The 13608-nt window shown below is 57.8% G+C and carries 14 protein-coding genes; 4 read left to right on the top strand and 10 right to left on the bottom strand.

Features of this window, described 5'->3' with window-relative positions; genetic code table 11:
* Positions 1-109: 109 nt before the first annotated feature.
* Positions 110-358: a hypothetical protein gene (locus tag ACJ8PN_RS16260; protein WP_004930507.1), complete on the top strand. Its 249-nt coding sequence runs from the start codon at positions 110-112 to the stop codon at positions 356-358.
* 160 nt (positions 359-518) lie between these two features.
* Here the strand turns inward: ACJ8PN_RS16260 and ACJ8PN_RS16255 are convergent, their stop codons facing one another.
* Positions 519-2153: a peptide ABC transporter substrate-binding protein gene (locus tag ACJ8PN_RS16255; RefSeq protein ID WP_033650282.1), complete on the bottom strand. Its 1635-nt coding sequence runs from the start codon at positions 2151-2153 to the stop codon at positions 519-521.
* Positions 2154-2311: 158 nt separating this feature from the next.
* A complete protein-coding gene (locus ACJ8PN_RS16250; protein ID WP_015378006.1) occupies positions 2312-2662 on the bottom strand; it encodes a hypothetical protein in 351 nt (116 codons plus the stop codon).
* A 206-nt stretch (positions 2663-2868) separates the two neighbouring features.
* On the opposite strand from ACJ8PN_RS16250, the gene mpaA reads away from it, so the two are divergent.
* The gene (mpaA, locus tag ACJ8PN_RS16245; RefSeq protein ID WP_442535074.1) at positions 2869-3576 is read left to right on the top strand and encodes a murein tripeptide amidase MpaA; all 708 of its coding nucleotides are present in this window, start codon (positions 2869-2871) and stop codon (positions 3574-3576) included.
* A gap of 3 nt (positions 3577-3579) precedes the next feature.
* On the opposite strand, the gene ycjG is transcribed toward mpaA, so the two are convergent.
* Entirely contained in the window at positions 3580-4554 is a 975-nt protein-coding gene (gene ycjG, locus ACJ8PN_RS16240) for an L-Ala-D/L-Glu epimerase (RefSeq protein WP_351108682.1), read from the bottom strand.
* A 225-nt stretch (positions 4555-4779) separates the two neighbouring features.
* Between ycjG and tpx the strand changes: the two genes are divergently transcribed.
* The gene (gene tpx, locus ACJ8PN_RS16235) at positions 4780-5283 is read left to right on the top strand and encodes a thiol peroxidase (RefSeq protein WP_004930536.1); all 504 of its coding nucleotides are present in this window, start codon (positions 4780-4782) and stop codon (positions 5281-5283) included.
* Positions 5284-5340: 57 nt separating this feature from the next.
* On the opposite strand, the gene tyrR is transcribed toward tpx, so the two are convergent.
* The 3 genes from tyrR to ACJ8PN_RS16220 form a co-directional block, all read right to left on the bottom strand.
* Complete coding sequence (gene tyrR, locus ACJ8PN_RS16230; RefSeq protein WP_171454114.1) at positions 5341-6912, bottom strand: transcriptional regulator TyrR; 1572 nt, start codon at positions 6910-6912, stop codon at positions 5341-5343.
* Positions 6913-7225: 313 nt separating this feature from the next.
* Positions 7226-8287, bottom strand: coding sequence for a YcjF family protein (locus ACJ8PN_RS16225; RefSeq protein ID WP_015378009.1), 1062 nt, complete (start codon positions 8285-8287; stop codon positions 7226-7228).
* Positions 8284-9681 (bottom strand): YcjX family protein, encoded by a 1398-nt coding sequence (locus ACJ8PN_RS16220; protein WP_171454116.1) that lies wholly within the window; start codon positions 9679-9681, stop codon positions 8284-8286. Before ACJ8PN_RS16220 ends, ACJ8PN_RS16225 begins: the two co-directional genes overlap by 4 nt.
* 308 nt (positions 9682-9989) lie before the next feature.
* Here ACJ8PN_RS16220 and ACJ8PN_RS16215 point away from each other — a divergent pair, with 308 nt between their 5' ends.
* Positions 9990-11837, top strand: coding sequence for a hypothetical protein (locus tag ACJ8PN_RS16215; protein ID WP_351108687.1), 1848 nt, complete (start codon positions 9990-9992; stop codon positions 11835-11837).
* Between the two features lie 20 nt (positions 11838-11857).
* On the opposite strand, the gene pspD is transcribed toward ACJ8PN_RS16215, so the two are convergent.
* The 4 genes from pspD to pspA form a co-directional block, all read right to left on the bottom strand.
* Positions 11858-12121, bottom strand: coding sequence for a phage shock protein PspD (gene pspD, locus ACJ8PN_RS16210; protein WP_072008383.1), 264 nt, complete (start codon positions 12119-12121; stop codon positions 11858-11860).
* A 94-nt stretch (positions 12122-12215) separates the two neighbouring features.
* Positions 12216-12575, bottom strand: a complete 360-nt coding sequence (gene pspC / locus ACJ8PN_RS16205; RefSeq protein WP_015378011.1) for an envelope stress response membrane protein PspC — start codon at positions 12573-12575, stop codon at positions 12216-12218.
* Positions 12575-12802, bottom strand: coding sequence for an envelope stress response membrane protein PspB (gene pspB / locus ACJ8PN_RS16200; RefSeq protein ID WP_004930553.1), 228 nt, complete (start codon positions 12800-12802; stop codon positions 12575-12577). The genes pspC and pspB overlap by 1 nt, the downstream gene beginning before the upstream one ends.
* A 63-nt stretch (positions 12803-12865) precedes the next feature.
* Positions 12866-13531 (bottom strand): phage shock protein PspA, encoded by a 666-nt coding sequence (pspA, locus tag ACJ8PN_RS16195; protein WP_004930555.1) that lies wholly within the window; start codon positions 13529-13531, stop codon positions 12866-12868.
* Positions 13532-13608 lie beyond the last annotated feature (77 nt).

The raw sequence follows: 13608 nt of genomic DNA, 5'->3' as shown, positions 1-13608 counted from the left end.
TAACATATTGCTATCAATTTTAATTCAAAATGATAATAATAAATCAACACAAAGCTGTTTCAGCGCAAATTTTAGGGGCATATACTTTTCTCACTACGAGGAGGTAGTTATGTTACGCGACCATTTAAAAATAAACGCCAGCGATACGCTGGAAAAAATCAGCAATATTCATTTGCAAAACCAGGGCCAGGAAGAGATCAGTGAGTTCGTGGTGAAAAACGCCGCCGGCCTGCAGATTGGCAAGGTCTCCGTCCACGATCGTTTCAGTACCCGCCGTTCTTATCCCACCAGCTACCGCATTACTCAGACCGATATGAGCGGCCGCGTAGTGGTGGACGCCATGCGGGACTGTCTGTAAGCGTAACCGCGCTCTGAAATAGACAATATTAATGTGATGATGGCAACCCTGTTTATTATTAAACGGGGTTTATCGCGTGGGAAAATTAATTAGCCTCGTGGCTTCGCCGCCGAAAAAAAATAACGCCCCCGCATTGCGCGGGGGCGGTAAATAAACCCACTCAGTGTTTGATGATATACATCGTTTGGCTATAGGCCACGTCTTCCGGATTGGTGATCGGGTAGCCTTTTACCCAGGGTTTGATCAGGCGGCCGTTGGTGTATTGGTATATCGGCGCGATCGGCGCCTGATCGGCAATGATCTGTTCCATTTTGTTGTAATCGGCGGTCACCGCCGCCGGGTTGGTTTCCCGCCCCGCCTGCGCCAGCAGCTTGTCGTAGTCCGCATTCTTGAACTTGGCGATATTGCCGCTGTGGGTGGAGGTCAGTAGCGACAGGAAGGTCGACGCCTCGTTATAGTCACCCACCCAGGAGGCGCGGATCACATCGAAATTGCCGGTGTTGCGGCTGTCGATGTAAGTTTTCCACTCCTGATTCTGCAGCTTGACGTCAATACCGAGCTTTTTCTTCCACATCGAGGCTACGGCGATGGCGATCTTCTGGTGGCTCTCCGAGGTGTTATACAGCAGTGTCAGCTTCAGCGGGTTGTTCGGGCCGTAACCGGCCGCCTGCAGCAACGCTTTGGCCTGCGCGTCCAGCTCCGCCTGCGGCTGCTGTTGCAGCAAGCTCGCCTCGGGTTTGAACCCGGCGGTCACATCCGGCGTGAAGTGATAGGCCGGTTTTTCGCCGGTGCCCAGCACTTTTTCCGCGATAATCTTGCGATCGATGGCATAGGACAAGGCCTGGCGCACCCGCACGTCGTTGGTCGGCGCACGCTGGGTGTTGAACGCGTAATAATAGGTGCCGAGCTGATCCGGGGTGTACACCTGCCCCGGAATATCTTTCAGCAGCTTCTGATACATGTTTTTCGGGAAGGATTCGGTGATGTCGATGTCACCCGCCAGGTAACGCTTGGTGGCGTTGGATTCCTGGTTGATCGGCACGAAGGTCACTTTGGTCAGCACGGTGCGCGCATGATCCCAGTAATGGTCGTTAGGCGTCAGCACCAGCTTCTCGTTCACCACCCGTTCCTGCAGTTTGAACGCGCCGTTGCCCACCAGATTGCCGACCTTGGTCCAATCGTTGCCGTATTTTTCCACCACCGCCTTGTTCACCGGGAACAGGCTGAAGTTGGCCGTCAGGCTGACGAAGTACGGCACCGGCTTGTCCAATTGTACCTTCAGCGTGTAGTCATCCGGCGCCGATACGCCCAAGCGATCGGCAGGCAGTTTGCCGCTGATGATCTGCTCGGCGTTCTGGATCCCCGCCAGCTGCGCGAACCAGGCGAACGGCGACAAATTTTTCGGTTCTACCAGCCGCTGCCAGCTGTAGACGAAGTCTTTTGCCGTGACAGGGTCACCGTTTGACCACCGCGCGTCTTTACGCAGATGGAAGATATAAGTCTGGTTGTCGCTGGTCTGCCAGCGGGTGGCGACGCCGGGGATCACTTTGCCGTTGGCGTCCTGATTGACCAGCCCTTCGAACAGATCGCGCGCCAGCTGAGCCTCCGGCAAGCCAACCGCTTTGATCGGATCGAGCGAGGCCGGTTCGTCTTTAATGTGGCGCACGATTTCCTGTTTGTCCGCCAGCGCGGTGCCCGGGGGAACCTGCGCCGCCATGGCGCTGCTCATACAGGCGCCGATCGCCGCAGCGCAGAGCGCCAAACGAAAACCCCGTTGCATTTTTTTTCCCGTCATTATGATTTGTCCCCCGTTAACCATCTGAATTTTTTATCATATAGCACAAGATCCGTCAGGCCTAGCGCTCACGGGCGAGAAGTTGCAAAAAGTGCGATTCAGGCGATAAAAAACCCGTGCGGCGCAGGGCGGCACGAGTGGGATTGCGGCAGCGACCGTCAGTCGTACAGGTGGATGCTGTTGATGCGGTAGCTGAACTCTTCGCCCTCTTCTTCATCGAACACGGTGAAAAAGCCTTTCTCAGCCAGCGGACGAGCCGAGATATCGGTTTTTTGCAGCTGACGCGCATCCGCGTCGTCGTAGCCGTAGTCGAGATAGAAGGCATCTTTCTGGTAATCGATATGCAGGGTGAACGGATAGTTCGATTCGTCCCCGCGCCCGTCGTCATTTTTCACCACGCCGAACCATTCCCCCTGACGGATCTGGTTTTCAGCGTCTACGCCGCACAGCAGCGTGATGGTGTCATTTTCATTTTCGCTATAGCTGGCGATGATTCTGGCTACTGGCATGTTAAATCCTCTTGCGGGTGATTGGCTTAGCTCTGCCGTTAGTATAACAACAGCCTCAGGCCAGGTGCGGTTTAATTGGCGTTTTCGCCGCTACCGCATCACAGATCGCGCAAACGCCGCACAATTGCGATGGGAAAGATGTCTCAAAGCGTAATACACTGAATAAAATGACAATGACTCTCGGCCTTTAACTCAGGGACAACACCATGACCGAACATCGACCGCGCAGTGAACGTGGCCAGTTGGCCGTCGCAGGAGAGAACTACGGCAGCTCGCTGCTGGGCGCGCCGCTGCTCTATTTCCCGGCGGCGGTCAGCGGCCCGGAAACCGGGCTGATCATCGCCGGCACCCACGGCGATGAGAGCGCCGCCATCGTAACCCTGTCCTGCGCGCTGCGCAGCATCGCCCCCAAACAGTTGCGCCACCACGTGGTGCTGGCGGTCAACCCCGACGGCTGCCAGCTGGGGCTGCGCGCCAATGCCAACGGCGTCGATCTGAACCGCAACTTCCCGGCCGCCAACTGGCGCTCCGGCGACACCGTCTATCGCTGGAACAGCGCAGCGCCGGTGCGCGACGTCAGGCTCTCCACCGGCGGGCGCCCCGGCTCCGAACCGGAAACCCAGGCGCTGTGTCATCTGATCCATCGCCTGAAGCCGCATTGGGTGGTGTCGTTCCATGAGCCGCTGGCCTGCATCGAAGATCCCGCCAGCTCGCGGCTCGGCGTTTGGCTGTCGCACAAGTTCGAGCTGCCGCTGGTGACCAGCGTCGGTTATGAAACGCCCGGCTCGTTCGGCAGCTGGTGCGCGGATCTGTCGCTGCCGTGCATCACCGCCGAATTCCCGCCGATCTCCGCCGATGCCGCCAGCGAGCGTTACATCGACGCGATGATCGAGCTGTTGACCTACCCGGATTAATCCCTACGGGGCGATATCGACGATCGCCCCGCATTCGAACGTCAGGCCCGGTTCGGCGTCTCGCGCCAGCCAGGTCGGGCCGTCCAGATCGACGAAGCGCGCCGCCGGCGCCAGCGGCAAGGCGGCGGATATCGCCCGCGACGTACATAACATGCAGCCGAGCATGATGGCGAATCCTTGTTCGCGCGCGGCCTGCGCCAGCGCCAACGCCTCGGTCAAGCCGCCGGTTTTGTCCAGTTTGATGTTGACCATCTGATAGCGTTGCGCCAGCTGGGGCAGATCGGCACGGGTGTGGCAGCTCTCATCGGCGCAGATCGGCAGCGGATGAATAAAGTGCTCCAGCGCGGCGTCGTCACCGGCCGGCAGCGGCTGCTCCAGCATCGCCACGCCGAGATCGGCCAACAGCTGGCAGCGTGCCGCCAGCCCTTCCGCCTGCCAGGATTCATTGGCATCGACAATCAGCGTCGCCTGCGGCACCGCGGCGCGGATCGCCACCAGCCGCTCGCTGATATAGTGATCGTCGAGTTTGATCTTCAGCAGCGTGGCGCCCTGCCGCTCCAGCTCACGCGCGGCGAAGGCCATCGCTTCCGGCGTACCGATGCTGACGGTCTGCGCCATGCGGATCTGCGCCGGCGCCGTCACGCCGCTGCGCTGCCACAGGCTCTGCCCGTGCAGACGACACTCCAGATCCCACAGCGCCGAGTCCAGCGCGTTGCGGGCCGCGCCCGCCGGCATCTGCGTCAGTAGCTGCTCGCGGGTGATGCCCTGCGCGATCGCCGGCGCCATCTCAGCCAGCTGCGTCATCACCGATTCCTCGCTCTCGCCATAGCGCGGATACGGCGTGCATTCGCCGACGCCGCGCACGCCCTGCTGTTCGATTTCGACCACCACCACCCTGGCTTCGGTGCGGCTGCCGCGCGCGATCACGAAGGCGGTGTGCAGCGGCCAGGCTTCCGGGTAAAAACGCATGTCTCTCATAACGGCTCCTGAGCGAAAACTGCGCATCCAGGCAGGCTGATGCGCCGGTGATGTTTTATAGAACAGCCTAATATATACAACTATTTAGCAAACTTTGATATCCAATCCGCCCCGCTTGTCATAAACTGGCGTCAGGGTGTGAACCTGATGTTAACAGCCGTCGCCGGCGCGCCGTTTCATCAGGTTCATACCCTTTGTATAAACACCTGTAAAAGGAATCTAGCAATGACTCAGACAGTACATTTTCAAGGCAATCCGGTCAGCGTAGCGGGCAAACTGCCACAGCAGGGCGAACAGGCCAAGGCCTTCTCGCTGGTTGCCAAAGACCTGTCAGACGTAGCGCTGAGCAGCTTCGCGGGTAAACGCAAAGTCCTGAACATCTTCCCAAGCATCGATACCGGCGTCTGCGCGACGTCTGTGCGTAAATTCAACCAGTTGGCCAGCGGCCTGGATAATACCGTGGTACTGTGCATCTCCGCCGATCTGCCGTTCGCGCAGTCTCGTTTCTGCGGCGCGGAAGGCCTGAGCAACGTGGTCACGCTGTCCACCCTGCGCGGCGCCGAGTTCAAACAGGCGTACGGCGTTGAAATCGCCGAAGGTCCATTGGCGGGCCTGACCGCGCGTGCGGTCGTGGTGCTGGATGGCCAGGACAACGTGCTGTACAGCGAGCTGGTGAACGAAATCACCACCGAGCCGGATTACGACGCGGCGCTGGCAGCGCTGAAATAACAAAGCCGGCGTTCGCCGGCTTTGGAAACACGCTAAAGGCGCCGCAAGGCGCCTTTCTTATTCTTCCCCCTCGGCGCCGCCTTTGCGGCTGCTCAGGCCATACTCACGCAGCTTGTTGGCGATGGCGGTATGGGAAACGCCCAGGCGCTTCGCCAGCTTGCGGGTGCTGGGATAGGTGCGATACAGGCGCGTCAGCACCGAGCGCTCGAAACGCTTGCTGATGTCGTCCAGCGAGCCGTCCAGCACCTCGTCACCCAACGACATCTCCACCTCGAACTCCGGCAACACGATATCCTGCGGCCGCAGCTCGTAGCCTTCGGTTTGCGTCAGCGCGCGGTAGATGGCGTTTTTCAGCTGGCGCACGTTGCCCGGCCAGCCGTATTTGCTGAGGAAGCTGCCCAGATCGCTCGCCAGCTTGGGCCGCGCTACGCCCTGTTCATCGGCGAAGCGCGCCACGAAAAGTTCGGTCAGCGGCATGATGTCCTGCGGACGTTCACGCAGCGGCGGGATGGTGATGGTCAGCACGTTGAGACGATAATAGAGGTCTTCGCGGAATTCGCCGCGCTGCACCAGCTCGGTGAGGTTTTTCTGGGTGGCGCAGATCACGCGCACGTCGACGTGCACCTCATGCTCCTCACCGACGCGGCGGAACGTGCCGTCGTTGAGGAAACGCAGCAGTTTGGTCTGCATGCGCGGCGACATTTCGCCGATCTCGTCCAGCAGCACCGAACCGCCGTTGGCCTGCTCGAAGAAGCCTTTCTTGCCTTCCAGCGCGTTGGGATAAGCGCCCGGCGCATGGCCGAACAGCTCGCTCTCCACCACGTCATCCGGCAGCGCGGCGCAGTTCAGCGCCAGGAACGGCTGCTTGCCGCGCGGGCTGCGCAGGTGGCAGGCGCGGGCCAGAATATCCTTGCCGGTACCGGTATCGCCGACGATCAGCAGCGGCGCATCAAGCATCGCCAGCTTGCGCGCCTGCTCCAGCACGTGACGCATCTTGGCGCTCACCGCGACGATGTGGTCGAATTCGGTATCATCGTTCACCGACAGATTTTGCAGTTGGCGGCCCATGCGCGCGGTGGACTTCAGCATCACCACCGCGCCAACCGCGGCCGGCTGCTGCTGTTGGTCCTCCAGATAAATCGGCGTGATGTCCATCAGGAAGTCCTGGCTGCGGATCACCACCCGTTCTGAGTGCGGCGCCGTATGCTCGCTCTCCAGCCAACGGCTGAAGTTATAGCCGCCGATCAGCGCCCCGGCGGTCTGGTTGCGGATCTTGTCTTCGCTCAGGCTGAACAGCGCCTGCGCCGCCGGGTTGGCCAGCTCGACCTTGCCCTTCATATCGATAGAGAACACCGGCTCCGGCATCGACTCCAGCAGCGCACGCAGCGCGCGATGCTCGCGTTCAGAAGGCATAAAGCTGACGGTGCGCACGTCGGTCACGCCGGCGATGCGGCGGATCTCCGCCATCAGCGCGCGGAAAGTATCGAAATCCAGCTGGGAGAAATTGAGGTAAATGCGGCCGATGGGATCGATCTCGATGCCACGTAAGTCAATGCTGCGCGATACCAAAAGATCGAGTAATTCTCGAGTGAGACCGAGGCGGTCTTCGCAAAATACTTCCAAACGCATCAGTGTTGGCCTTATCTCTGCAGGTGCGGGGATCGTTAGCGATGATGATACTCCCTCGCACCGGGCGGTAGAAGCGATCTGTCAGCAAAAGTTGACAGAACTCTGATTTATTGCCGTGGCTGCTGATTTTAAACGCAAGTGAATAACAGCATCGGCGTCATTTTAGCCTACAAACAGAGAGTTATCACAACCATAATTAATTTTGCAGAGATTTATCACGCAATCACAGGGGGATCGACTGTCGTCAAGTCTCGATTACGTCCGGCGTCGGCGCCGCTCAGAAAACGGCGCTCCTGAGAGCGCCGTCGCGGGGTTATTTGGCCTTGCCGTCGCCCTTTTTCAGCGTATCTTTCAACTGGCCGATCAGCTGGCTGCGGAAATCGCCGAGCTTCGGTTTTTCCCCTTCCAGCCACGGCAGCGGGCGGCACAGTTCCATCGCCTTGATGCCCAGCCGCGCTGTCAACAGCCCGGCGCCAATGCCCTGCGCCGCACGCGCCGACAGCCGCGCCGCCAGATCCTGCGACATCCAGTCCATGCCCACTTCGCGCACCAGCTCGGAAGCGCCGGCGAAAGCGATATTGAGCAGCACCAACCGGAACAGACGAATGCGGCTGAAGTAACCCAGTTCGATGCCGTACAGCGCGGCGATACGGTTAATCAAACGGATGTTGCGCCAGGCGATAAACGCCATATCCACCAACGCCAACGGGCTGACGGCGATCATCAGCGTCGACTCGGCGGCGGAGCGGCTGATTTCGCGCCGTGCCTGGTTGTCGAGCACCGGCTGCACCAGTTTGGCGTACAGCTCCACCACTTCACGATCGTTTTGCGTTTCATGCAGCGAGGCCTGCCAGCGCTGCAGAGCCGGATGCCCCTGATCCAGCCCGGCCTGGCGCGCCAGCTTCTCGCAGAATTCGCGCCCTTGCCCCAGCCCGTGGCTGTGCAACAGCTCGCGCGCCACGTCGCGCTCTTCCGCGCGCTGGCGCAGCCGATACAAACGCCGCCACTCGGTGACCACCGAACCGACGCCGGCGAACACGATCAGGCCGCCGGCCACGCCGCCGCCCATAGCGATCCAGTCCTGCTGCACCCAGGCGGTATGCACCCACTGCACGCCCTGCGCCACCACGCTGACGCCGAACAGCGCCAGCCCGGCGGTCACCATTTTGCGCCACAGGCTGCGTTTCGGCTTCAGCGCAGCGTTGATGATGCCCTCGGCGCGCCCTTCTTCCTCCTCCTGCTGCAGCTCCGGCGCCGCCGGAAAGAAGCTTTCCGCCTGCTCGGCGTCGAAAGCGACGCCGGCGCGCAACGCCGGTTCCTGCGGCGGCTGCAACGGCTCGTCAAAATCGATACGCGGTTTGATCGGCTCGCTCATCGCAATTTGTCTCCCAATAAAAACTCCATTACCGCATCCAGGCGGATGTGCGGCAACGGGGTGTCCACGCTCATGGCGCGCGGACGAAATTCATCGAAGTGGAACCCCTGGCTCTGCCAGAACGCCGGCCCCGGCAGGCGGGCGGGCACTTCGCCGGGGAACACCGTCAGCGGCGCGCCGTCGCTGAGGCGGTTGCCCTTCAGCGCCGGGATACGCTGTCCCTGATGATCGACGATGCCGCTCTCGGTCGCCTGCACCGAGGCCAGGCCGACGCAATCCATGCTGATGCCTTCGAACGCCGCATTCTGCCACGCCTCTTGCACCAGCTGTTGCAGCAACGACACCAGATTGGCGTGCTGATCGGCGGTGATGTGATCCGCCTTGGTGGCGGCGAACATCAGTTTATCGATGGTGGGCGAGAACAAGCGGCGAAACAGCGTGCGTTTGCCGTAATGGAAGCTCTGCATCAGTTGAGTCAGCGCCAGACGCATGTCGTTGAATGCCTGTGGGCCGCTGTTGAGCGGCTGCAGGCAGTCGACCAGTACGATTTGCCGATCGAAACGGACGAAATGTTCTTTGTAGAAGTTCTTGACGATCGACTGGCAGTAGTAATTGAAGCGAGCGCGCAACATACCGATGTTGGTGTGTTTGTCGGCCTGCGCCAGCTTCGACTCGCCGATCGCGGCCACGTCAGGCCACGGGAAAAACTGCAGCGCCGGCGCGCCGGCCATGTCGCCCGGCAGCACGAAACGGCCCGGCTGAATGAAGTGCAGCCCTTCGCTCTTGCAACGCAGCAGATAATCGGTGTAGGCCTGGGCGATCGCCGCCAGCCGATTTTCGTCGGCCGGCGCCAGCGGATCGCAGGTTTTGCACAGCTCAAGCCAGGGCTTGGCCCATTCGGCGCGTTCCCCCTGCAGCAGCCCGGTCATCTGGCGCGACCAGGCCAGGTAATCCTGTTCGAGCATCGGCAGATCCAGCAACCATTCGCCCGGATAATCGACGATCTCCAGGTATAGCGTCGAGGTGTCTTTGAAATGGCGCAGCAACGAGTCGTTGGAGCGGTAGCGCAGCGCCAGCCGGATTTCGCTGACGCCGCGCGTCGGCGTCGGCCAGGCCGGCGGCGTGCCGTACAGCTGCGCCAGCCCTTCGTCATAGGTGAAACGCTGGATGCCGAGATCGCGCTGCGGGATGCGCTTGACGCCCAGCAGGCGTTCTTCGCGCACCGGTGAAAACAGCGGCATGCGCGCGCCGCTGTGCACATGCAGCAGTTGATTGACGAAGGCGGTGATAAAGGCGGTTTTGCCGCTGCGGCTCAGGCCGGTCACCGCCAGGCGCAGATGGCGATCCAGTCCGCGGTTGACCAGCGAGGTTAACTCATTTTGCAGTCGTTTCATTTTGCCTGGAGTCACATCCTTTTATTCACTAAAACATGCAGTTACACGGTAACACTTCGCTAACCACATGGCCTATGCTCACTATTATAGCCACAAGCAGAGTGAGATTTGCCACAGATGAAAATTGCCACCTTCTCAACTTAACCGACAACGCTTTGTGTAAGACATAGCCGAGCAACCTAATATCGCCCCCTATACAAAGACGAGATAGTATTACCCCCACAGGAATAATCACAATCACTCGTACTAACGATACAACCCCTTCATCAAAACGTTTATGTCAATACGAATATTAACCGGAGAATCCGATGAGCACAATTAATTTCGAGCGCGACCTGACCATTATAAATTCGATGGCAACACTTAAAAACACCCAACCAGAATATGACGGTCAACGCATAATCTTAACCGAGTATTATCAAGGAAAGGGTAAAGGTGGTGGTGTATTTACAGGACACACCAACGCGGTAAATGCTATTGACGACGGTGGCTATTCGACGCTTAAAGTCAATCAATCCCCAGCAGCGTGGTATCGTAATGACTTAACCCAGCTTTCTTTATACGACGGGGGATGTGATCTTACTCTTGACGATAATGGCCCCCTGATTCAAAACATTGCACTGATCAGAGGTGAACGCTCCGTAAAGATTCCAAGCGGCTATTGGAATATTAAAACACCGGTCATCTTTCCAGCCAACAGTGGAATTTCCCTTTACGGTGAAAGCAGTTACAACGGTCGTGCCGTGCTCGTCTACAACGGACAAGACTTGGCAGAACAGACTGATATAACAGGGATTATAACCATCGACGCCGCTCAGGGAGAAATAACCTATAGCGGTGTCAGTTTCAGAAACTTCCAGCTAAGGGGAAATAACAAGACGATTTGCGGACTGAGTATAAAATACGCAAGCTATGTGCACACCCAGAATGTAAGCATTCTTTACTGTCGGGGAGCCGGTCTTTATTTAGATAAGGTTCAGGATAGTTACTTCAAATTCGTCGAGGTTCAAGGCTGCGGCAGAACATCGGGAGATTATGATAACTACCTGGACATCACTGACTTCAATAAGATGCTTCTTGCCCCCATTCATTTAACATCAACAATGCAAAATGACCACTGCAACATGTTACGATTCGAAGATTGTCAATGGGAAGCCAATTTGATAAGCCCGACTATCTATGTTAATGGTGGAATAGGACTTTGGTTTAAAAACCTACATATGGAACATCGAACCGGCCCGCTTCAAAAATTGATCGGCAACAATCCCAATGCCAGCTGTCTATTATATATGAATAATTCTGGCGAAGTTTACCTCAATGAAGTTCAGGCATCAGAGATAAAACACTTAGTCTATAGCTCTGGATACGGTGTTTTATATGCTACAAATATTAATCGAGGAGGGAACATTACTCACACAGCATCAGGCAAAAAATTCAATGTGTTCATGAATGGGTGCTGGCTTCAGGATATGGACTTTTCATCCAGTGTAAAAGCCATGATCAGCAATTGCCGACTAGCCAGTTTGACCTGGCGATACCCTGCTTATCCAAGTACTATTTCGGACACCCACTTTTCCGGCAACGTTGCTCTGACAGAAGATGGAGCCAACCCACGTATCGATTTGGTCGACTGCCAGTATGGCAGCGTGAAAAGCAATACCAGCAATCTACGTTTCCTCGGCGGGCGTTGCTCGGGAGATTTTTACTATGTCTCACGATCGGGGGCTGGCTCGGTCATTGACGTTGACGTTGAAGGCAACACGACCATCAGCACCAGTTACGGCTGTTCATATCAGCCTGGAAAATCCAACTATACCGCAGTACGGATCGCCGACGGCCCCAAAGAGCTCGGCGGCGTAATGCGCCCCATTGGTTCCGAATGGTTCAATACTGCTGTGGCCGGTGACGAAGAAGGTGCCATCTATAGCTGGGTGAAAACGACTACCGGGTGGCGCCCCTCCAGTCGCATCAGTCGTTTCGGCACGAGCTTATCTTCCATGACGTTTGCTCAACTTCCTGCTGCGAATGTTTGCAAAGGCACCGCTATTTTTTGCACCAATACCGCAGCAAATCCATCGGCACAGGCAATCATAAGCAACGGTTCGAATTGGGTCTATTTGGCAACCCCGGGGACAAAAGTCACCGCAGCGAATTGAATGAACGATATCATGCCGCCCTACTTGGGCGGCATTTTCTCTCCCGCCACGTAACGCCCGAATGCCTTGTTCAGGCCTTTACGGAACAACGGTTCCAGCACCAGCGCCAGCACGAAGCGCACCGGTTTGCGGCCGACGGTCTTCAACAGCCAGCCGGCAGCGCCCGCCGGGCCATAGTTCAATAACGCTATGATGATGACTTTAGCCAATGTCTTCAACATTGCCGCCGCTCCTCGTTTAAATCCACCCGTTCTGGCGGTGTTCGCGACATCGATTTTATTCATGACAATGCCCTCCGGCACAAGACGATTAAGGTTATTCACGGGATAACGGCGGCGAAGATACCCGGCCTGCACAGGCCGGGTATCGCAAGAAGGGTTACAGCTTGCGGAAACGGCTCTGTACGCCGAAGGTGTCGGACGTCACGTAACGCTCGACCTGACGCAGCTGCTGCTCGCCGCTGCCCAGCTCATATTCCAGTTGATCGAGCAGCTGGCGCGGCGTCTTCTGATGCTCGCCTTCGAAGCGGCTGGCCGGCGCCTCGTCCAACACGAACACCAGCGCGATATAGGCCACCAGCGTGAAGAAGAACAGCCCAAAGAACAGCGACAGCACCACCATCACGCGGATCAGGCGCACCGGCACGTCGAAATAGTGGGCCAAACCGGCGCAGACGCCTTTCACCATGCCTTCTTCGGGTACGCGATAAAGCTTTTTACTGCCCAGCGTATTACTCATCAGGACTGTCTCCAGTTCGGGTGTTCCGCATCAAGGATCTCTTCCAGCGCCTGAATGCGTTCACGCATGCGTTTGGCGTCTTCCGCCAGCTGCGCCAGGCGCTGCATTTCTTGCTGACTCAGCTGGATGCCGGTCTGTTGCCGATTGCTGTAATGCAGCCAAAGCCAAATCGGCGCGACAAACAGCACGAAAATTGTCAGCGGAATGGCAAGTAATAAAGCACTCATTGTTATTCCTTCTTATCGGGTCCTGGATTGGCGGCCACCTCCGGTGTGTGGCCGCGGTTCGCCTTACTCTGAGCGGTTCATCTTGGCTTTCAGCGCCGCCAGCTGCTCACTGATGGCGTCGTCGGCTTTCAGCTCGGCAAACTCCTGGTCCAGCGACTTCTTTTTACCGATGCTGATGCTTTCCGCTTCGGCTTCCATGTGGTCGATGCGGCGTTCGAACTGTTCGAAACGCGCCATCGCCTCGTCCAGCTTACCGCTGTCGAGCTGGCGACGCACTTCACGGGAAGAAGACGCGGCCTGATGGCGCAGCGCCAGCGCCTGCTGCCGCGCGCGGGTTTCGGTCAGCTTGTTTTCCAGCTCGCCGATTTCGCTCTTCATGCGCGCCAGCGTTTCTTCTACGGTCGCCACCTCCTGCGTCAGCGTGGCGATCAGGTCGGCAACCTTTTGTTTTTCGATCAGCGCCGCGCGGGCCAAGTCTTCTTTATCTTTGCGCAGCGCCAGCTCGGCTTTTTCCTGCCAGTCGCTTACCTGGCTTTCGCCCTGCTCGATGCGACGCAGCAACTGCTTTTTCTCCGCCAGCGCGCGCGCCGACGTAGAACGGACTTCAACCAGCGTGTCTTCCATCTCTTGGATCATCAACCGCACCAGCTTCTGCGGATCTTCCGCCTTGTCCAGCAGGGTGTTGATGTTGGCGTTCACGATGTCGGCAAAACGAGAAAAAATACCCATAATTCACTTCCTCTTGGTTCTGATGGCGTCTGAAGCGCCGCGTTAAGTCGTACAGCTTGCCCAAAGAGATAATCAAA

This window comes from Serratia sp. CY76391, from assembly GCF_052166695.1.
In the GTDB taxonomy this organism is placed as follows: Bacteria; Pseudomonadota; Gammaproteobacteria; order Enterobacterales; family Enterobacteriaceae; genus Serratia; species Serratia nematodiphila.
This window is presented reverse-complemented; position numbering and strand designations above follow the sequence as displayed.